Genomic DNA, 21,840 nt, shown 5'->3' on the forward strand with positions numbered 1-21,840 from the left:
TTCTAATTTATAATTTATAATTTATATTTATGAACATCAAGCAGTGAATTGTTTAAACAACTCTAGTTTTAAAATCAACTTTCGTACTGTTCAAAATTTACGCAGGCTATTTATTCATAAAATTCATTCTCCAAGCCTCGCTAGAAAACTTCCAATAACCTTACGCCAAACCATTTCTGCTAGCGGCAGTTATTTAGGAAAATCAATGAATTGCCAGGTTTCAGACGCTAACATTTTCCATCGCCTTGCCGACGTGCTCTCTGAAGCGCATGGCGAAGCCTACTTTGAAAAAGTCGCAGCGGCGCTTGGTGCGTTGTTAGCAGTCGACCATTTAATAATTGCTCGTATTGATAAGCATCAACAGGCCACCACGCTAGCAATGTGGTCTAAAGGAAGTTTACTTAATAACGTCACGTTTTCTTTAAAAGATGTGCCTCCAAGCGCTACCAACAACACAGTCAATTTAAATATTCACCCAAACGCCGCGCAACACTTCCCCCACAACCTGCTGCTCCCTACACTAAATGTTGATGATTATTTAAGCGTACCCTTCACCCTACCCTCGGCAGCTCATTCTGAAAGAGGGTCCATTGGGTTTGTAGCAGCCGCTAACGCCAGCCCCAGCGCTATTGAAGACTCACGTTACTCGGCGGAAGTACTACGCATGGCGTCGGTGAGTATCGGGGCGGAGATTACCCGGCTTGAAAAAAAGCGGCGCCAGCAGCAGCGCACGCTCTACAAAAGGCACGCCTTAAAGCTACTTAGCCATAGCCACAAAGTGATTACCCAAGCCAGTAGTGAACAGGCATTATTAGACACAGTTTGTCAGCAGGCCGTTGAGGTTGGTGGGTTTTCGATGGCTTGGATCGGCTATTCACAGCCGGGCAATAGGCATGTAATCGCCCCTCAAGCAGCTGCAGGCAAGGCACACGACCACATAGCGACTATTGTGGCAGCGTTCGGGGAGTTTTATGCGGCTTCTCCGCACCTGGAGCACACCGAGGTAGGCTGCTGCACACCTATACAGCTTGCTGATATTGCAAACCACCCTGCTTTTAGCTCGCAAAAAGACATTGCGTTAGCCTGCCATCTACGCAGCGTCGTGTGCCTCCCCCTTGAGTGCCACGACCAATGTTATGGCGTGCTGGCACTTTATAAGCCTGATACTCAACCCTTCGACGACGATGAGTTACAGCTACTTAATGCACTAGCAGGTAACGTCGCCTTTGGTATTGATACGCTACGCAGTAAAGCGGCTCAGCAACGCATTCAGCGCGCGGTATTAAAAATCACCCTGGCTGTTTCTGCACGCACAGGGGAGGAGTTTCTCGATCAGCTAACTCACCATATGGCAGATGCGCTAAGCGCAGACTTAGCGTTTATTGCTCAGCTTAATACCAGCGACCCCAATCGGGCTGATACGCTGGCAGTCGTGATTGATGGGGAGCGGCAGCCTAATTTTACCTACACTCTACCAGGTTCTCCCTGTGCAGAAGTGTTAGCTAATAGTGAGTGTATTGTGGCTGACGGTGCTGGGTCATCACTTCCCGTGGAGGGGCGTGATGCACTGTACTGGGTGCGTGCCTACGCAGGCCGACGGTTAGATAATAATGAGGGCAAGGCGATTGGGTTGTTAGGCGTAATGTACAGAGAACCGCTACACGACACCGAGTTAGTTTCCAGCGTGTTACAGATTTTCGCCTCGGGCGTTGCCGCAGAGCTGGCGCGCCAAAAAGATGAAGCACATATTCGCCAACTCGCTTTTTACGACCCAGGTACCGGCTTACCTAACCGCACTGCATTCATACGGCGCCTGGAAAGTGGCTTTGATCATGCGGTAGAACAAGACCACGGCCTTGGCTTAATGCTGCTCGACCTTAACCACTTCAAAGAGATTAACGATACCCAAGGGCACGATGTTGGCGATAAGGTTTTAAAGGCGGTGGCGGCGGCCTTCCAGCGATCCCTTACGGGCAATGAGTATCTCGCTCGCTTGGGGGGCGATGAATTTGTGGTGCTCATCGAACCAAGCACTCAACGCTCACTTATTCACACGGCAGAGTGCTTGCTGCATGCACTGGCGAACCCTCTGGTCATCGATGGTCAGAGTTTTGAGCTAGAAGTGAGTATTGGCGTTGCGCTATACCCAGACGATGCAGAGAGTGCCCGGGAACTACTGAAGCACGCTGATATTGCCATGTACCAAGCCAAGCAGCAAAAACTACCTTATCTCTTTTTTGAAGCACAGATGGGGGTTGCACTTGCTTCGCGATTGGATATGGCAAAGCGGCTCTCTGAAGCGCTAGTCAACGGGTCATTAAGCCTTCATTATCAACCGCAAATTGACTTCAAAACCGGCCTGTTAACCGGTGCAGAAGCCCTTTGTCGCTGGTACGACCCCGTGCTGGGGTTTGTTGGCCCGAATGAGTTTATACCCTTGGCAGAAGAACGCGGCCTTATCATTCCACTGGGCAACTGGGTCATCAACGACGTTTTTCGCCAGTTGGCCGCTTGGCAGTCTGAAGGGCTCACCATGCCCGGAAAAATAGCCATCAACATTGCGTCTCGCCACTTTGAAGACTCCCGGCTTATCGACAACCTACAGCGTAAATGTATTGCCCATGGCGTCTTGCCCTCTCAAATTTGCCTTGAACTGACTGAGAGTGGCTTTATGGAAGCCCCCGAGGAAGCCGTGGCGATAACTCAAGCTCTAAAAGAGGCTGGCTACGGCCTAGCCATTGATGATTTCGGCACAGGCTACTCATCGCTGGCGTACCTAAAGCGCTTTTCAGCCGATAAGCTCAAAATTGATATGTCGTTTATTCTCGACATGCTAAACAACCATCACGACCGCACTATTGTGGAGACAATTATTGTGATGGCCCATAGCCTGGGCATGGTCACGGTTGCTGAGGGGGTGGAGTCTTGCGAGCTGGCCACAGCCCTACGTGAGATGGGCTGCCAAGAGGGACAAGGCTATTTGTACGACAAACCCCTGCCTGCTGATGAGTTTATGGCAAAATGGTTAAAGTCACACTGATACAACACATAACTGGATACAGTGGTTTTTAACACGCCCTGCCCTGTAGGGCATTTATATAGAGCATTTAAAAACAGGCCAACTCATCTATCGCGGTTACATTTTTGCAAACTGAATACCATAATCATCCGGATCGACAATGCCCTCCAGCCTACCGATTTGACCAAAGTCGTTCACGTCTAAAATAGTATCGATATTTGTATCCCTAAAGGCCAAGTTTTTAACCACATCGACTTTCACCGGCATACCTTTATTATCAACATCCATTATCCATGCTAAAAAGCCACCTGAAAATTTCGCCAAGCTACCAATAGGATAAAGGCCATAGCACTGAATATACTCAACCAATATCGCCTTATCATAGCTACCATGCTGCTCATTAACTATGCGGTAGGCATCTAGAGGCGTACGGGGTTGAATTCCATTGCGCACATGGGTCAGCTTATCAACCGCCTTAATAATTGATACAAGCTTAACCACTTCTGTTAACTGCTCATCTTTCAAGCCTCGTGGGTAGCCCGTGCCATCCAGCCGCTCGTTAGCATTCAATATTACATCTTCACATATCTCACTAGGCACCCACTTTAGTGCTGTTAGCTTTTCTATCAGAACATTAACATGCTGCTTTAAAAGAAGCTTCTGACGTGCGTTCATGCTCTCTTTTAAAGAGGGTAGCTCTTCGCTCACCATTAAGGGCTTACCCATGGTATGCAACAAAGCGCCTAGCACCACTTCCCTAATGCTGATTGAATAGGCGTCCCTTAATAGCATCATATCAGCGGTTTGCGTGGCCACACGTATGGCGTGCCTTACCCAGCCCGGCTCATTGTGCAAAAAGGAGAGCGAATACAGCGCTGTTTTTCTATCTTGCCTGACAAAATAAAGCACCGTTTCAACACAGTCATAGAGTGTTTTTTCAGGGAAGTGTTCACGGCTTTTAATATACATCAGTGCATACTGAAGCTGATGTGCTAACTCCAAAACACCGCGTTGTATAGGCGATTGACGTTTGCGCTTTTCCAGGCTTTGCTCCTCACGACGGAGAATCGTTTTCTGTTTTGTACCGGGTAGAAAAAGATACGAATGACTGACTATTTTTTCATTAATACCTGAACGATAAGCAGCCTCGCGCTCTACCTCGGAAACCAGGTGAAAAATCTCTTCTGTCTGCTGTGGGTCTAGCCCTTCAAACTGTATACCTAGCGCGGCATAGCCATGGTGCCCAAAAGGCCGTATATGGCGCAATAACGCTTTTGCGCGAAAGTTAGTACCGTTTGGAAACTCTATGGTGACCCCGGGCAACAGGTGACCAACAGTTAGCGCATTACTATCCTCAATACTAATCTCCACTAGGCAGCCACCTACTGAAATATTGCGCAAAGAACCATTTACTACCAAACCGTTAGTATAAATTTCAATACTCACCCTTGCGCTCATCCCTAAAATAAAGGGGATTCTGGCAGTGCCACGGTGCTCCACTAAAAAAACAGACGCAGGCAGTGTGCATTTTAACTGATAGATACCGGCATTTAGCTTTGTCGCCACTGCAGGTACATTGCTAATACTGTACGCGTCACGTCTTAGCGTTCTATTCTTATCACTGGCTTCATAGAGGTGAAGGGCCTCAATGTCAAAATTAATGCACTCTTCATCTAAATAGTCCTCTATCTTATCTCCCTGTGTCTCTACCTTTAACAATAGCTGTCCACCATCCAGGCTTAGCCCTACTACCTCAGCCGCTAGTGTGCACGGTAAATTTTTAGCGTAGATGCAAAGCTCGTACTCATGCTTGATAAGGTTTTGTAACACTTTTGCGGATGGATTTTTACTTTGGTAGAGGGTATGCATTGTTATTCCCCGTGTCGTTTTAATTATCAGTGATGGGGTATCGAATATGGAGTATCGAATATGGAGTATCGAATATTTTAAAAATACAGACTTTTAATAACTTAAACTAGCCAAAAAGTATTATGTTAACAACAACTATTGCGTTTCCAATTGTTATCAACAATCACTTACAAAAACGCCCCCGTGCAGTTACATAGAGCACGGAGGCATTCGTGTAATGACATATGTATTCGCTTAGCTTACGCGAATACGTTTGTCCATTCATTGCGCTTAGCCAGCAGATTGCGGGCAAGTTCCTGCGCACCTTCCAAACTATGGCTGGCGGCCCAGCCGCACTGCAGCTCATTGCAAGCGGGTACTTCAGTGGCATTCAGCACATCATTGAGCGTTTGCTCAATGATGTCGATCACTCCGTCATAATCATCGTGGTTGATCATCGCGATATAAAAGCCGGTTTGGCAGCCCATCGGGCTAATATCAACCACTTTATCCGTGTGATTGCGCGACAGCTCAGCCATTAAATGCTCCAAAGAGTGAAGCGCGGGCATGTCCATGTGCTCTTTATTAGGCTGGCAGATGCGCAGGTCGTATTTATGGATACGGTCACCGTGCTGGCCTTCTTTAATATCGGCCAAGCGGACGTAAGGCGCTTTTACCTTGGTATGATCCAGGTTAAAGCTTTCGACGTTCATTTTCTTTTCAGTCATGTTGGCTCCATTTTTTCGTGTGTGTCATGGGCGTATTCTACACTCTTGCCGCTTTTTACACCTTGGGAGCATCAAAATTCCACGGCTCATCGGTGTAAACGCACACGTTGGCATCTTCAATATCGCCATCAGGAGATTCGACATGCTCAGCGAAAAAATCCTGGATCTCTTTACGCTGGCAGTGAGCTTCAAACTCTTCACGGCTGGCCCAAATTTCATGGAACACGATGGGGTAGCTGGTGCCCTGAGCGAAAGGGTTATCGATTTGACGCGTGACGGTGTAGTGAATACATGCATCTTCCCGGTGGGTGTTCGGCTCTAATGATTGCAGCGCTTTAAAGACAGCTTCCTCTTTACCGGCTTTGGGTTTGAAGCTGGCGATACAGTAGACTTTTTCCGACATGGTCAATTTCCTAATTCATTAAGCGTGCGTCATTATGCGGCTTCAGCAACCGGGTTCACAACCTATCGAATAATGCGTTCAGCTAAGATCTCTAAATCAGACACCGTCATGTCAGGTTCACCGCCCCAAGGGTCAAAGGGCGCGTCAGCGTGACGTCTTATCCAGGCGCTGCGCAGCCCTGCATGAGTAGCTCCAATCACGTCAAAGGGGTTGCTGGAAATCAGCCAGGTATGCTCTGGCCGAATCTCTAGCCGGGTACGTAAATAAGCATACACGGCGGGGTCAGGCTTGAAGCGTTTTACATCATCGACGCTAACCACCGCGTCCATGTGGCTTTCTACGCCTGCCCGGGCAAGTAGTTTAGTCACCGCTTCATGAGTACCGTTAGAAAATGCGACGCAACGAATACCTGCATCGCGCAATTGGTCAAGTGCAGGCACCACATCAGGAAACGCGGGCAACTCCGCATAAATCGCCATCAAGTGGTCTTGGTCATTATCGGTAAGGCCCGTTTGCATCGCACGATCGGTGAATACCAATGCTTCACGGGTACATTCTGAAAACGGCACGTAAGCGCCCATTAGTCCTCGGCGAAAGCTGTATTCCAACTGTTTTTCCCGCCAGCGCTTGGAAAACTCGCCTGCTTTTGCAGAATCGCGCAGGCGCTTTTCAAGCTCCACCGTTACGCCCTGGGTATCAATCAACGTACCGTACACATCAAATGCTAATACCGGTTGCATAGTAACTCCCGCCCTGGTGCTTGTGACTCGTTATCTCATGCATTTAGCATAGCTGTCTGTTTGAAAAACAAAAACGCCGCTGTGATATACAGCGGCGTTTGACCGGCGTTCAGCCCTATTAAACGGTAAAGGCAGCTTTTTGTTCGCCGGTTTTAAGATCGCCCGAGCGCACCAGTTCATCGGTAATACGGTCGATGGCACGTTTGGTACGGCCAATCATCTCATCAACTTCGCTACGGTTAATGGTCAGCGGCGGCGCAAAACCCAGGATATCGCCTTGTGGCATTGCACGGGCTATCAAACTTTCTTCCATTGCCGCCGCAGCGACACGGGGGCCAACTTTCAGCGCTGGGTCGAAGTGCAGCCGCTGCTTGGCATCTGGTGAGAACTCCAGCGCTGCCATCAGGCCAACACCACGCACATCGCCCAGCAAGGGGTGGCCTTCAAAGGCGGTTTTCAGCTGAGCTTGGAAGTAAGCGCCGGTTTCAGCGGCGTTACCTACGAGGTTTTCACGCTCGATAATGTCCAGGTTGGCAAGGCCAGCAGCACACCCTAGGGCGTGGCCGGAGTAGGTCCAGCCGTGGCCGATAGGGCCAAACTCGCCGGTGCCCTGCTCAAGCACTTTCCATACTTTGTCACCCACAATCACACCGGAAAGCGGTTGGTAGGCACTGGTGAGGCCTTTGGCGATGGTGACCAAATCAGGCTTCATGTTGTAATGGTGGCTGCCAAAATCGGAACCGGTGCGTCCAAAGCCACACACTACTTCGTCGGCAATCAGCAGCACATCGTACTTCGTCAGCACGGCTTGGATGGCCTCCCAATAACCTTCTGGCGGCGGCACGATACCGCCGGTACCCAGTACTGGCTCGCCGATAAAAGCGGCCACGGTATCCGGGCCTTCATCCAGAATCATCGCTTCGAGCTTATCGGCACAGAAGGAGGAGAATTCCAGCTCAGTCATACCGTGCTGCTCGGCGGCGCGCAGATAGTAGTGCGGCGCTTCGGTATGGCGGATCGTGTCAATCGGCAGGTCAAAATGGTCGTGAAATGCTTTCAGACCGGTCAGCGAGCCAGAGGCAATGCCTGAACCGTGGTAGCCGCGCATGCGTGAAATGACCTTCTTCTTCTGCGGGCGGCCCAGCACGTTATTGTAATAACGCACGATCTTAAGCTGGGTTTCGTTGGCGTCCGAGCCGGACATGCCATAGTAGACCTTGGACATGTTCATGCCGGCAATTTTCAAAATGCGCTCGGAAAGCTCAATTTGTGGCTCGTTGGAGTGACCCACGTAGGTGTGATAGTAGGAGAGTTCCAGGGCTTGTTTGTAGATCGCTTCCGCAACTTCGGTGCGACCATAGCCAATATTGACGCAGTAAAGCCCCGCAAAGCCGTCGATAAACTCACGGCCATCTTTATCCACAATGTTAATGCCTTTACCGCCGGTAATTACGCGGCCCGGCGCATCGCCGTGGGCAAAATCGCGCAGGTGGGTAGAAGCGTGGAACGTAACTTTGCGGTCGCGTTCGATCAGATCCTGATGCAAGCTCATAACGTTCTCTCTATACGGTAAACCTCCCCGGTCAGCGAGGAGGGTATTTTTAATAAGTAAGCACTTTTTTAGGCAATAACTGCTGCTCTGCGAGCAAAGGCCTGACTGAGCGATCCGTCGTTAGCTACCCGATACTGAGCCCAAAGCACCCAAGCAGTAATACTTCGTTTCTAGATATTCATCGATACCAGTGGCGCCGCCCTCACGGCCAAGGCCGGATTGCTTCACACCGCCAAAAGGCACCGGCGGGCCCGTCATTTTCACCGAGTTGACACTCACCATGCCGTACTCCAGCGCGCGCATCAGTTTCCAGATACGGCGAATATCGTGGGTATAGATATAGGCCGCTAGGCCGTACTCGGTGTCGTTAGCCATTTCAATCACTTCGTCGTCGGTGCTGTAAGCAGTAATGCCTGCCACAGGGGCGAAGTTCTCTTCACGCCATACTTTCATTTTGGGGGTCACGCCTGTCAGCATAACCGGCATAAAGTAGTTCTCACCTGGCGCTTGGCTTTGGTCGCCGCCGCTCACGGTAGCGCCTTTGGAGATGGCGTCATCCACAATGGCTGCCGCTTTTTCTACCGCCTGTCGATGAATGAGCGGGCCAAGGTCAATTTCACTCTGCAAGCCATTTCCCACTGTGAGGGCCAACATGCGCTCCTTGAAATGCTCAACGAACTCATCGTGAATCGACTCATGAACCAGAATACGGTTCGCGGCAAGGCAATCCTGCCCAGCGGTTTGAAACTTGGCGTCGATGGCCGCATAGGCGGCTTGTTTGGGGTCCATATCTGGCCCAACAATAAACGGCGCGTTGCCACCCAGCTCCAGAGAAAGACGCTTGACGGTATTAGCGCTCTGCTCAATTAATAGGCGCCCTACACGCGTGGAGCCGGTGAACGACAGCGCACGAATACGCGGCTCGCTACACAAAATTTTCGAGACTTCCGCCGGGTCGCCCAGCACTACGTTGAAAATCCCGGCTGGAATACCCGCTCGCTCGGACAACTCTGCTAGCGCCAGCGCCGAAAACGGCGTCTCGTTGGCGGGTTTGACAATTACCGGGCAGCCAGCAGCAAGCGCGGCCGCTGCTTTGCGGGTAATCATCGCCAGCGGGAAGTTCCACGGCGTAATCATTGCAGCAATACCCACCGGCTCTTTAAGGGTGCCAAGTGAGGCGTTAGGAATGTGGCTAGGAATGGTTTCGCCATAGGTACGCTTGCCCTCTTCTGCGAACCAGCGCACAAAGCTAGCGCCATACTGAACCTCACCACGGGCGTCGGGCAGTGGCTTGCCCTGCTCTAGGGTCATGATGGTGGCGAGGTCTTCACGGTTGGCTTGAATTAGGTCGTACCAAGCGAGCAGCCGCTCGCAACGTTCATCAGCGCGCAGCGCACGCCAGTGGGTAAACGCAGCCTCTGCAGCATCCACTGCGGCCGTAATCTGTTCAGCTTCCAGGAGCGGGATATGCCCAATGGCTTCGTTAGTCGCTGGGTCATATACGGCTTCTTCATGGCCACCTTCGCCATGGGTCCACTTGCCGTCAACGTAGGCGTACTGCCGGAAAAGACGCGGATCTTCCAGGCGTTTCGCGAGCGTGGTCGATAGTGTGGTCATGGGCACCTCCCCTGGCTGCAGCCACGTTGGACGACAAACCATTATAAAAATAAAGGTGAATCGCTCGACCTAACGCCGAGCTGATTCGATGTAACTAGGGTAAAGGAGAGTGGCCACGAAGTGTTTTTGAAAACGAGGAGTTATCGCTGCACTTTTTTTGTGAAAAGGCGTTTTTGCGTGGTTTTTTTCGGCAGTTAGCGAATAGCACACTAGAGCATATCAGTGTCGTCAATGCCAATGGGCTCGCGCTTAACCGTTTTTGTCACAATGTAGGTGAAGTAACGCTCAATACCCGCCTCAGATACTAACCACTTATCCATCAGGCGCTGGTAGCTATCAATGGTGCGAGCTTCAAACTTGACTAAGTAATCGACCCCTCCCCCCACCGCCACACATTCAGTAACCTCTGGGGTTTGCATGACTAACGTTTCAAAGCGGGCGAAACTTTCGGCGTTATGCTGCTTGAGTTCGATCTGCACCCACACTGGGTTACGCGGTACCAATACGTCTGCATTGATGCGCGCCGTATAGCCTTCAATCACGCCCGCCTTTTCTAGCCGTTTCACCCGCTCCCAGCAGGGGCTTACCGAGAGGTTAATCGCCTCGGCAAGTTTCGACTTGGTAATGCGCCCATCCCGGGAGAGGATGTCGAGTATTTTCAGATCATAACGGTCGAGTTTCATCATGCCCGACGCTACGCCTCCAGACGTTCAACAACATCAGCGATCACCGCAAGGGTGTCCCCCATATTGATTAACGAAGGCGCGCGGCGGGCCATTAAAATACCGTCGCGTTCCGCTTTATAGGCCACCGGGGCCGTGCCACTACGGGTCATGTCGTATACGTGGGCAATGGTTTGGCCGTTTTTCACCTCATCTCCCAACGCGACGAGCAACTCCAGTACGCCGGAGTGTTGGCTCTGTACGTAGCAGCTGGCATCCGGCATATCGAGATACATCTGACCGCCTTCGGGCATTTCCACCTCACCCGCGACCAAGCCGTAATGAATCAAGAAATTGCGCACACCGCGCTCGGCAATCGCAATGCTTTGCGGCGTGGAGGTACCGCCACCGCCTAGCTCGGTGGCTACAAATACCTTGCCCTGGCGTTCACAGGCCGTATCGAATAGTTTCTCTGCGTCCAGCTCAAACATCACCATGGCATAGGGCGCGCCAAAGGCTTTGGCACCCTCAAGAGCAGACTGCTGCTGCGCTTTATCATCCAGCACATGAGAGGCGCCAAACGGCAGGATATCCAGCGTGCGGCCACCGGAGTGCAGATCGAGTACCACATCGCTCATGGGGACCAGCACGCGGGTAAAGTAGTCGGCAATTTGTGGCGTGACACTGCCGTTCGGATCACCGGGAAAACTGCGGTTAAGGTTACCTTTATCCATCGGCGAGGTGCGCTTACCTGCCATGACCGCGGGCGTATTCATGCACGGAACGATAATCACCCGCCCAGTCACCTCTTCTGCTTTCAGCGATGCAGAAAGCTTAAGCAACGAGGTAATCCCTTCGTACTCATCGCCGTGATTGCCGCCCGTTAGTAGCGCCGTGGGGCCTTCGCCATTTTTAATCACGGTGACAGGGATCATCACCGCTCCCCAGGCCGACTCATCGGTAGAGATCGGCAGCTTTAAAAAACCGTGTTGCACCCCATCGGCATCAAAATCAACGGTGGCAGAGATAGGGCTAGGGCGCTTTTGACTCAGTTGATCGGTCATTGCATGTTCCTTTTATTTTTTACAACCCACTACTTAACAAACAGCTGGCGCGGAAAATTGGCCAGAGTTTCACAGCCGGTATCAGTAATAAGAATGCTTTCAGTGATTTCCAGACCCCAATCGTCCTCCCATAGGCCGGGCATAAAGTGAAAGGTCATGCCAGGTTTTAGGATGGTTTCATCTGAGGGACGTAGGCTCATCGTGCGCTCGCCCCAGTCGGGCGGATAAGAAATACCAATGGGGTAACCACAGCGAGCACCACCCCGATCAAAACCGTATTTATCCATGGCCGCGCCCAGCGCCATGGCGATATCCGCCGTGCGGTTGCCAGGCTTGGCAACGGCTAAGCCATCTTCAATGCCTTCCAACAGGGCTGACTCCGCACGGATAAAATCCGCCGGCGGTGTTCCCAGAAACACCGTGCGCGACATCGGCGCGTGGTAGCGCTTAAACACCCCGGCAATTTCGAAAAACGTGCCTTCGCCTTTACGAAAGGGTGTGTCGTCCCAGGTAAGGTGCGGTGCGGCGGCGTCTTTGCCGGTGGGCAACATAGGCACAATGGCCGGGTAGTCACCGCCAAACACTTTGCCATTTTCGTCGATAAACCCTTCGATACCGACGCGGTAAATTTCCGATACCAGCTTGCTCTTGGGAAGGCCCGGCTCGATCACCTCCAAGATGCGCGTATGCATACCTTCCACTATTTTGGCGGCGATACGCATGTAAGCGACTTCTTGTGGGGACTTAATTGCTCGGCACCAGTTCACCAGGGCGTTGGCATCCATAAAGCGCGCATGTGGCAGTTCGCGCAAAAGGCTTTGATACGCTTTGGCAGAGAAGTAGTAGTTGTCCATTTCCATGCCCACCACGCCGGTATGCCAGCCACGGTCAGGCATGATCGACTGAGCCAGATACTCCATGGGGTGCATATCCGGATTCTGAACATAGTAATCCGGGTAGTAGGTGATGTTATCAGGATGAATCCAACAGGTGCGCAGGGCACCGTTGGCATCCATCCGGCGGCCAAACCATACCGGCTCGCCTTCAAGGCCCACCAGCACGCACTGGTGAACATAAAAGGACCAGCCGTCATAGCCGGTTAGCCACGCCATGTTAGAAGGGTCGCTGACGATCAGCACATCAATGCCACGGCCAGCCATTTCTGCACGCACCTTCCACAGGCGGGTAGCATACTCTTCGCGCGTAAAAGGCAGGGAAACCTCAGTCATCGGGCAACTCGCCATCAAAGATCACTAAGAACCAGCACACTGCCCATAATAGGCGCTGCGCTGGGCCACAGGATCGACCTGGCCACCGCCGCAGTAGGCCCGCCAATGTCGTCTTAAGCCGATACTAGCACTCACCCTTGGTTGCCGGTCAAAGCCTTTATTACAAAAAGTGCATACTGAACGGTGATATACGCTATACCCGCGTAGATCAGCCTTTAGCGCTCACCATGTTAGGCTGATAAAACACGACGATGAGCCAGAGGAAACGATATGAAAATAGTGGTGCATATTGATGATGCCGCCCAGTGGCAGGCGGCGATTGAGAAAGCGCTACCCCAGGCAACGGTGTTGACGAGCGACGCGCCCGCCGAAGCGCGTGCTAATGCCGATTACCTAGCAGTCTGGAAAGCCCCGGCGCACCTATTGCAGGAACAAGCCCAGCTTAAGGGCATTATTAACCTAGGCGCGGGAGTGGATCACCTGCTAAAAACGCCTGGCCTACCCAGCGGTGTGCCGATCGTGAAATTACGCGACGCGGGCATGGGCGAGCTAATGGCCGACTACACCCTTTACGGCGCACTGCATTTTTATCGCAGTATGGACCGCTACGCCCAGCAGCAGCCTAATGCCGAGTGGCAGCCTCACCAGGTGCCTGAGAAATCCCACTGGCCAATTGGCATCCTGGGCCTAGGGGCGATTGGAAGCCTAGTGGCCACTCACCTTTCGCAAGCAGGTTTTCCAGTACTAGGCTGGAGCCGTTCAGCAAAGCAGATTTCGGGTGTTGAGTGCTTTCACGGTGACGCAGGACTTGATGGGCTGCTTAGCCAAGTGCAGTGCGTCGTGACTATTCTGCCGGATACCGCCGAGACTCACGGCATTCTCAACGCTAAACGACTGGCAAAACTCCCCCAAGGCGCCTGTGTGATTAACCCTGGCCGGGGCAGCCTCATCGACGAGCAGGCGCTACTAGACGCACTTGGCAAAGATCGCAAGCCAGGGCATCTACGCGGTGCACTGCTGGATGTTTTCTGTGAAGAGCCGCTACCTGCCAACAACCCGTTGTGGCAGCATCCGCGGGTTATCGTCACCCCCCACATGGCCGGCCCCACGCCGTTAAACGACGCGATTGACCAAGTCATCTCGTATCTTCGCGCTTTTGAAGCAGGTGAAGAACTTGCCACTGTTAATCCTGATGCAGGCTACTGACGCTGCCCGCCGCCCTCGTTATACTGGTACTGGGAACCAAGTGCTGGTCAACAACTCTTAGGACTACACTATCAATGGAGGATGAGCTTTTGCGTAACGTTTCGCTACGTTTAACTAAAAGCCAGTTAACCAGCGCTGCTATTATGTTGGCAATGTACGGCTTGGCTTTTTATAGCTCTGCCGCCGCCGATACCGCGCCTAATGCCGATACCCAGCCACTTCCCATGCCGCAGCCTTTTGAGGCTCAGTACCAGCTTGAAATTCGCGGCTGGCCGAGCGCTTCCATCACCCACACCCTCAACAACGAAGGGTTTCACTGGCTCAGCGATATGCGTTTTTCTGTGGCAGTGGCAAGGGGCCAAGAACGCAGCCGCTTTACATTAAATGATAACGAGACACACTCACTGCTTTATAACAGCAGCTACTCGCTGTTTGGAATAGGCGATAGTTATCAGCTAGACGAAAGTGATATTAGCTCCCTTGATCGTCAGGCTGCGCTGTTCGATCTCTCACGCCGAGCCGGTCACGAGAACTGCACAGCCAATGCCCCGTGCGATATCGAGTTTGTCGACCATCGCGGGCGCGACGAGCATTTTCAGTATTACGTGACCGAGCCTGGCACCGTCAGCGTTCCGGCAGGTGAATTTGAAGCACGCCGCGTAACACTCTTCGATGTGGAGAAGCCCGACCGCCATTTACAGATTAACTTCCACCCTGAGTGGCCGGGGCTAATTCTGTCGGCACGGTATGAAAAAGAGGGGCGTCGGCAAACGCAGCTCACCATGACGCAATTTAATCCCGCCGAGGTAGATACGCCCTAAATGCTCTCAGGATTACTGATCGTTCTACTGCCCCTGGTGCTGGGTTACTTAGTCCGCATTCGCTCATCCCGCTTACTTGATCAGATAAACCGAGCCGTGAGTGGCTCGGTTTATCTGATCCTGCTGTTTATGGGCATCAGCTTGGCGGGGCTTGAAAACCTTACCAGTCAACTTTCACGCTTGGGCGGCAATGCCCTGCTGCTATTCAGCATTACCACCGCGTTTAACTTAGCGGCGCTGTGGTGGCTGTCATGTCGTTTAAGGTTAAAAGTGGGCAACTCCCCGGTGGTAAAAAATGCCCCTACCAGCAAACTGGCCGCGATGCAGGGTTCTCTGCTGCTAGTCGCAGTAGTGGTGGCAGGCGTTATAGTAGGTCTGTTGCTTGGCCCCTATCTAGGTGAAGCGCTGTTTGATACAGCCGATTTACTGGCTGAATGGGTGCTCTACCTGCTGCTGGTATTGATTGGCTGCCAATTGCGCAACTCAGGCATGCCACTAAAGCAAATATTGCTCAACCGCATGGGGTTAGCCATTGCCGTGACGCTAGCGCTTAGCTCGCTGCTGGCGGGCTTGGTGGCCGCTCCGCTGCTTTCGTTGAGTTGGAACGAAGGCCTCGCCATGGCGTCAGGTTTTGGCTGGTATTCACTTTCAGCCATTTTAATTGGCGACCAGCTTGGCCCACTGATGGGCGGCGTGGCGTTTTTTAACGACCTTACCCGTGAGCTGCTGGCGTTTATCCTGATTCCACTGGTCATTCACCGCCACACCGCCCTGGCCATTGGTTACGGCGGTGCGACGTCCATGGACTTCACTCTACCCGTTATCCAACAACACGGCGGCGTGGCCTGCGTGCCCGTGGCAGTCGTCAGCGGCTTTATCCTATCGCTGCTCTCCCCGCCGCTCATCCTGTTTTTTCTTTCGCTATCCGGTTAGTAACCATGAGCGTGTATTGGTTAGGATAAGCAGCTCTGACAGTTTAAATCGCCATCGCTTCAATGCCCAGGATGCCCGCGCCTCATGCTAAATGGAATTTGGTTAAGCTTTTTTATTGCTGCTTTTGCAGCATCTGTCTGGCAGTGGTTAGTGGGTGGCGACAGCGAAGTATTTGCGCGTCTTGTGCAGTCGTTGTTCGATATGGCGCGGGTGAGCGTCGATATCATTTTGGTGCTGCTGGGTACCATGACGCTGTGGCTAGGGTTTCTTTCTATTGCTGAAAAAGCAGGGCTGATTCGCCTTCTTGGGCGTGTGCTTGACCCGTTGTTTTGCCGCCTAATGCCCGACGTACCCCGTGGCCACCCTGCGATGGGGCTGATTAGTATGAATTTTGCGGCTAACATTCTGGGCTTGGATAATGCAGCGACCCCCATTGGTATCAAGGCCATGCACTCGCTGCAAAGCCTTAACCCCAGTCAAGAGACCGCCAGTAACGCGCAAATTCTATTTTTGGTACTGAACACCTCATCGCTCACGCTGCTGCCGGTTACTATTTTTATGTACCGCGCTCAACAGGGCGCAGACGAGCCAACACTGGTGTTTTTACCTATTTTGCTGGCCACCAGCGCCTCTAGCCTAGCGGGGCTTCTGGCGGTGGCGTTAATGCAACGCTTAAAGCTTTGGCAACCTGTTGTGCTTGCCTACTTACTCGCTGCTGCACTTGCCTTGGGGCTTTTAATTACCACGCTGGCGGGCATGTCAGCACAGGCGTTAGCCGCAGCTTCCACCCTCGTGGGCAACCTAACACTTTTCAGTATTGTGATTATGTTCTTAGTGGTGGGTGCGCTTCGGGGCGTGAAGGTGTATGACGCTTTTATTGAAGGCGCAAAAGAGGGCGTCAGCTTTACCGTCACCCTGCTGCCGTACCTAATCGCCATGCTGGTGGCGGTGGGTGTGCTGCGCGCCAGCGGCGTACTGGATGCCGGGCTAAGCGGCGTGCGCTGGCTGGTAGAAGGAGTTGGCTGGGACACCCGCTTTGTGGATGCGCTGCCCACTGCCTTTGTGAAGCCGCTTTCCGGCAGCGGCGCCCGCGCCATGATGATTGAAACCATGGATACCTTCGGCGTCGACAGTTTTGCAGGGCTACTGGCCGCCACCCTGCAGGGCAGCACTGAAACCACGTTTTACGTTATCGCCGTCTATTTCGGCGCCGTTGGAATTCGCCGTATTCGTCACGGCTTAGGCTGCGCCCTGGTGGCCGATGCCGCTGGTATTTTTACGGCCATTGCAGTCTGCTACTGGTTTTTTGGCTAGGCAGCTTAGCGCCAACTAAGCCACTGAATAACTTTTCTATAACAATATATTGAGTAACTCCCTATTCACCACCAACATGCGGCGCTTCATAACGAGCTCCACGCCCGCCCCCCTATCTATTTTGAAGGCCCAGCTTGCCTACATCACTTCGCCTTTGTAATTGAGGGCGATGACGTTGATGCGCTGCTTATTCGTCTCGCGGATGCAACAGGCACCACGGTTTCCCCAGATCAAGTGCAACAGATTGTCAGCTACCAAGGGTGCTCTGTGAAATGGGAGCGCCACACTGAGTTTTTTACGCTGACCATCAAGCAAGCAAACAGTGACGACCCGCAAACATGGCCAACGCCTCCCAAGTTTTTACATAGCGTTTTGGCAGACTATGCTGATCAAATTATCAGCGCCAGCACACTACGCGTAGAAACCGCCAACCGCTGGGCAGGCAGTGTTGAGGCCTACGGTTTAGATAAACCCGCCGGCTCGCGGATAGGGGGCGACGATGCCACTGTATGGAGCGATTTCAACCTCGATGATCGGCACATCAACCGCTTTTTACTGGTCAACGACTGTCTGGACAACTACCGACTAGGACGAATGGCGAGACGGCTATTTGATATTGAAACCTACCGAATGATGGCGATGCTTGCGCTGCCTGAAGCCAAAGCATTGAGTAGCGACCTTCAATACTATGAGGCCGAACTATCGACGCTCTCTAACCAACACGCCGAGCAACACACGTCGCCAGCGGAGCCATTGCTAAGCGCTTTAACGCTCTTTTCGGCAAAGCTTGAGCGCTGTGGCGTACAAACCCGCCAGCGGTTCAGCGCAACAGAGGCTTACTCCAGCATTGTGTTTGCCCGTATCAGTGAGATGCGCGAAGAACGGGTCGGCCATTATCCTCAACTTGGCATGTTTATATTGCGCCGCTTTGAGCCTGCCACCCGCTATTGCGACGCCATGAACCGCCGCGTTGAAACCCTTGCCACCAGTGCCACACGACTTAATGACCTGTTACGCACACGCTCTCAGGTAGAAATCGAAGGGCAAAACTACAAAATCTTGCAAAGCCTAGATGCTCGCGCCAGCAGCCAGCTTAAAATACAGAAAGCGGTTGAAGGGCTTTCGATCATAGTGATCAGCTACTACATCTTCAGCTTAATGAAGTTAGGGCTAGAAAGTTTAAGTGCGCTAGGAATAGATATCGAACCCAACGTTGCCGCCACCGTGCTAGTCCCGCTGGGCACGCTTATTATCGCTACGCTTACCTGGCGAGTTTGGAAAGTAAAAAAGCACTAGCCAAGCGTTAATGAAAGCTGCACCTCTATCCTGCGACTTCATCGTTAAACATGCAGTTTGTCCAGGTAGAAGTGGCCGCCACCCGGTAAACCACGTTCTATGCTGGCAGCTTAGATGGCTGCCATACTCATTTTAAAAAAGTTGCGTCCTCATTTTTCAACCGAGCCTTATGAAGAGGCTTTTTAGACTATAGTTAAGCGTCTACTACGCCAGTTTATTGGGCGTCATCATGGATGATGGGAGAAGTAATGCTAAGTAAAGGCAGCATATTTATTGTACTCGCCGCTTTTTTTTGGGGGGTATCAGGGGGAATTGCAGGCGTTCTTTTAGACGATGGGTGGGATGCCTCTGTTGTTACATTTTACCGTGGGGCTGTCGGCCTTCTCTTCGCGATACTCTGGCTACTACTTCAGCGAAAGCACAGCGGCCTGAGAAACAAGCAGCTTTGGTTTTGGTCGGTTATCGCGGGTCTTGGCGTAGCAGGCAATTTCACTTTCTACTTCATCAGTATTGACCACGGTAACGTGGCAGTTGCCGCTACCTTGATGTATTGCGCGCCAATCTTCGTTTACCTGATCTCCTTTGCACTAAAGCTCGAAAGGTCGACGGTTGGAAAGTGGGTGGCGATCGCTCTAGTAATGCTGGGCATCACTATGCTGACCAAGCTTTATGAGATTGGCACTAGCGAACTATCGCTATTTGGGGTCGGTGCTGGGCTACTGGCAGGGCTCTCCTACGCCATATTCATTTTTGGTTTTAAATATGCCGCTCCCCATGGCAGCCCCCAAGCGATACTTTCTATTGCCTTTGCCGTTCTGACTATCGTTCTACTGGTGCCAACCGATATCAATCAAACTATCAGCGTGTTGAGCACACCCGATGTACCGCTGTTTTTGGCGCTGGGTATTTTCGGCGCGGGCCTTTCCTTTCTACTCTATATCCTAGGCATCAACCATACGTCTGCTGCTCTCGCCTCCATGATTGCCATGGTTGAACCCATCACGGCTACCCTGTTCGGCGTCGTGATACTGAGCGAACAGCTAGGCGTTGTGCAAATGGCTGGCATGGCGTTAATACTCGCGACCGTAACAAAACTCAGCGTCTCTTCAAGCAAATAGCAAAACGGTGCGCGTCTTGTAAGGCGACGCACCGTTGATCGCTAGATGGCGCTGATTACGATAAAGCCAACGGGTTAGCTATTCGCCTTTGCCGCCCGAGCCGCATGAAGCTTTTTATAGCTTTCGATCAGGCGCTGATGGCGCTCTAGGCCTTCTAACTGCATATTCGTTGGCGTGAGGCCGTGGAAGCGAACCTCGCCACTGACTGAGCCCACCACCGCCGCCATGGTGGCCTCGCCAAACATGCGCTGGAAATTGGGCAGGTAGTCTTTAAGCTCCAGCTCGTCATCCAGCGCAATTTCCAGCACCGCGTTCACCGCTTGATAGAACAAGCCGCGCTCCACGGTGTTGTCGTTGTACTGCAGGAACATCTGCACACAGTCCAACGCTTCTTCATGGCGCTGCAGGGCCAGATACACCAGCAGCTTTAGCTCCAGAATCGTCAGCTGTCCCCACACGGTGTTCTCATCAAACTCAATACCAATCAGCGTGATGATATCGGCGTGGTCATCCATCTGGCTCTCTTCCAGCCGCTCCACCAAGTCGGTGAGCTGATCATCATCCAGTCGATGCAGGTTGAGAATATCTTCGCGGTAATCCAGCGCCTTATTGGTGTTATCCCAAATCAAATCTTCAATGGGGTACACCTCGGAGTAGCCCGGCACCAAAATACGGCAGACCGGCGCGCCCAGGTCTTCGTGTACCGCCATATACACTTCCGCATCTAGCTCTGCAAAAATACCGAACAGCGTGGCGGCTTCCTCTTCGTTGCTGCCTGAGAAGTCCCACTCGCTGAACTCAAAATCAGGCGTCGCGCTAAAGAAGCGCCAGGACACCACGCCGAAAGAGTCTATAAAGTGCTCAACAAAGTTGTTGGGCTCGGACACGGTTTGGGAGTTAAACGTCGGCAACGGCAGGTCATTCAGGCCTTCAAAGCTGCGGCCTTGGAGCAGCTCGGTCAGGCTGCGCTCTAGGGCTATTTCAAAGCTTGGGTGGGCACCAAAAGAGGCAAACACGCCACCGGTACGTGGGTTCATCAGCGTCACGCACATCACTGGGAACTGACCGCCCATGGAGGCATCTTTCACCAGCACTGGGAAGCCTTGAGCCTCCAGGGCGTTAATGCCCTCCAAGATGTCTGGGTACTTGGCAAGCACCTCCTGGGGCACGTCGGGCAGGGTTAGCTCCTGCTCAAGGATTTCCCGCTTTACCGCCCGCTCAAAAATTTCCGACAGGCACTGCACCTGGGCTTCTACCAGCGTATTACCGGCGCTCATGCCATTGCTTAAATAAAGGTTTTCGATGAGATTCGAGGGGAAGTAGACCGTTTCACCATCGGATTGGCGCACAAACGGCAGCGATACAATGCCTCGGTCTTCGCGGCCGGAGTTAGTATCAATCAGGTGCGACCCGCATAGTTCACCTTCTGGGTTGTAGATGGCCAGACAGTGCTCATCGAGGATTTCGTTGGGCAGCTCATCGTTAGGCCCCGGCTGGAACCACTTTTCATTGGGGTAGTGAACAAAATCACTGCCCGCAATCTCTTCACCAAAGAACTGGTCGTTATAGAAGAAGTTGCAGCTCAGGCGCTCTATAAACTCACCCAGAGCCGAGCACAGCGCGCTCTCTTTGGTGGCGCCTTTGCCGTTGGTAAAGCACATGGGCGAAGCAGCATCACGAATATGCAGCGACCAGACGTGGGGCACAATATTACGCCAGGAAGCGATCTCGATTTTCATGCCTAGCTCGGCCAGCATCGCACTCATATTGGCGATGGTCTGTTCTAGCGGCAGGTCTTTACCCGGAATGTAGGTAGTACTGCCTTCCGGGGCGCCCATTAACAGTGCCTGGGCATCCTCATCGATATTTTCGACTGTTTCAATCTGGAACTCGGGGCCGGTTTGCACCACTTTCTTAACGGTGCAGCGGTCAATGGAGCGTAAAATGCCCTGGCGATCTTTTTCGGAGATATCTTCCGGCAGCTCGACCTGGATTTTAAAAATCTGCTTATAGCGATCTTCCGGGTCGACGATATTGTTCTGGGAAAGGCGGATGTTCTCGGTGGGGATATTCCGGGCGTTGCAGTACACCTTTACAAAGTAAGCGGCACACATGGCAGAAGACGCCAGGAAGTAGTCAAACGGGCCAGGGGCCGAGCCGTCGCCTTTGTAGCGAATCGGCTGGTCAGAAATCACCGTGAAGTCGTCGAACTTAGCCTCTAGGCGGAGGTTATCGAGATAGTTAACTTTAATTTCCATGAGCGGGCGTCCGGAGCAATGAGTGTGCCTTG

The 21,840-nt window shown here is 52.4% G+C and carries 17 protein-coding genes; 7 read left to right on the forward strand and 10 right to left on the reverse strand.

All coding sequences use genetic code 11. The annotated features are described in order from the left end of the window. The first annotated feature begins 205 nt into the window (after positions 1-205). A complete protein-coding gene (locus tag MOY_RS03650) occupies positions 206-3,040 on the forward strand; it encodes a bifunctional diguanylate cyclase/phosphodiesterase (RefSeq protein ID WP_009096634.1) in 2,835 nt (944 codons plus the stop codon). A 96-nt stretch (positions 3,041-3,136) separates the two neighbouring features. Here MOY_RS03650 and MOY_RS03655 read toward each other — a convergent pair whose 3' ends face one another. From MOY_RS03655 to doeA, 9 genes are all read right to left on the reverse strand, one after another. Next, positions 3,137-4,888: an HD domain-containing phosphohydrolase gene (locus tag MOY_RS03655; protein ID WP_009096635.1), complete on the reverse strand. Its 1,752-nt coding sequence runs from the start codon at positions 4,886-4,888 to the stop codon at positions 3,137-3,139. Positions 4,889-5,127: 239 nt separating this feature from the next. Next, complete coding sequence (locus MOY_RS03660; RefSeq protein WP_009096636.1) at positions 5,128-5,595, reverse strand: S-ribosylhomocysteine lyase; 468 nt, start codon at positions 5,593-5,595, stop codon at positions 5,128-5,130. A 55-nt stretch (positions 5,596-5,650) separates the two neighbouring features. Beyond that, a complete protein-coding gene (locus MOY_RS03665) occupies positions 5,651-5,998 on the reverse strand; it encodes a putative quinol monooxygenase (protein ID WP_009096637.1) in 348 nt (115 codons plus the stop codon). A gap of 62 nt (positions 5,999-6,060) precedes the next feature. Further along, entirely contained in the window at positions 6,061-6,738 is a 678-nt protein-coding gene (locus MOY_RS03670) for a haloacid dehalogenase type II (RefSeq protein ID WP_009096638.1), read from the reverse strand. Positions 6,739-6,856: 118 nt separating this feature from the next. Continuing rightward, entirely contained in the window at positions 6,857-8,290 is a 1,434-nt protein-coding gene (locus MOY_RS03675; RefSeq protein WP_009096639.1) for an aspartate aminotransferase family protein, read from the reverse strand. 120 nt (positions 8,291-8,410) lie between these two features. Further along, positions 8,411-9,907, reverse strand: a complete 1,497-nt coding sequence (locus MOY_RS03680; protein ID WP_009096640.1) for an NAD-dependent succinate-semialdehyde dehydrogenase — start codon at positions 9,905-9,907, stop codon at positions 8,411-8,413. A gap of 209 nt (positions 9,908-10,116) precedes the next feature. Continuing rightward, positions 10,117-10,593, reverse strand: coding sequence for an Lrp/AsnC family transcriptional regulator (locus tag MOY_RS03685; RefSeq protein ID WP_009096641.1), 477 nt, complete (start codon positions 10,591-10,593; stop codon positions 10,117-10,119). A gap of 8 nt (positions 10,594-10,601) precedes the next feature. Continuing rightward, a complete protein-coding gene (gene doeB, locus MOY_RS03690) occupies positions 10,602-11,633 on the reverse strand; it encodes a N(2)-acetyl-L-2,4-diaminobutanoate deacetylase DoeB (protein ID WP_009096642.1) in 1,032 nt (343 codons plus the stop codon). 29 nt (positions 11,634-11,662) lie between these two features. Further along, complete coding sequence (gene doeA, locus MOY_RS03695; RefSeq protein ID WP_009096643.1) at positions 11,663-12,862, reverse strand: ectoine hydrolase DoeA; 1,200 nt, start codon at positions 12,860-12,862, stop codon at positions 11,663-11,665. 270 nt (positions 12,863-13,132) lie between these two features. Between doeA and MOY_RS03700 the strand changes: the two genes are divergently transcribed. The 6 genes from MOY_RS03700 to MOY_RS03725 all read left to right on the forward strand — a co-directional run bounded on the left by MOY_RS03700 (position 13,133) and on the right by MOY_RS03725 (position 19,550). Then, entirely contained in the window at positions 13,133-14,068 is a 936-nt protein-coding gene (locus MOY_RS03700; RefSeq protein ID WP_009096644.1) for a 2-hydroxyacid dehydrogenase, read from the forward strand. Positions 14,069-14,142: 74 nt separating this feature from the next. Then, on the forward strand, positions 14,143-14,889 hold the full coding sequence (locus MOY_RS03705; protein ID WP_009096645.1) for a hypothetical protein: 747 nt from the start codon (positions 14,143-14,145) through the stop codon (positions 14,887-14,889). Further along, positions 14,890-15,822, forward strand: a complete 933-nt coding sequence (locus tag MOY_RS03710) for a lysine exporter LysO family protein (RefSeq protein WP_009096647.1) — start codon at positions 14,890-14,892, stop codon at positions 15,820-15,822. Between the two features lie 84 nt (positions 15,823-15,906). Beyond that, positions 15,907-17,136, forward strand: coding sequence for a nucleoside recognition domain-containing protein (locus MOY_RS03715; protein ID WP_009096650.1), 1,230 nt, complete (start codon positions 15,907-15,909; stop codon positions 17,134-17,136). A gap of 63 nt (positions 17,137-17,199) precedes the next feature. Further along, positions 17,200-18,432 carry a DUF3422 domain-containing protein gene (locus MOY_RS03720; protein WP_035539967.1) on the forward strand — a complete coding sequence of 411 codons (1,233 nt, stop codon included), beginning with the start codon at positions 17,200-17,202 and terminating at the stop codon, positions 18,430-18,432. 248 nt (positions 18,433-18,680) lie between these two features. Next, positions 18,681-19,550, forward strand: a complete 870-nt coding sequence (locus MOY_RS03725; protein WP_009096654.1) for a DMT family transporter — start codon at positions 18,681-18,683, stop codon at positions 19,548-19,550. Positions 19,551-19,624: 74 nt separating this feature from the next. Here the strand turns inward: MOY_RS03725 and MOY_RS03730 are convergent, their stop codons facing one another. Further along, the gene (locus MOY_RS03730) at positions 19,625-21,808 is read right to left on the reverse strand and encodes an OsmC domain/YcaO domain-containing protein (protein ID WP_009096656.1); all 2,184 of its coding nucleotides are present in this window, start codon (positions 21,806-21,808) and stop codon (positions 19,625-19,627) included. Positions 21,809-21,840: the final 32 nt, after the last annotated feature.

This window comes from Halomonas sp. GFAJ-1 (assembly GCF_000236625.2).
Taxonomy (GTDB): domain Bacteria; phylum Pseudomonadota; class Gammaproteobacteria; order Pseudomonadales; family Halomonadaceae; genus Vreelandella.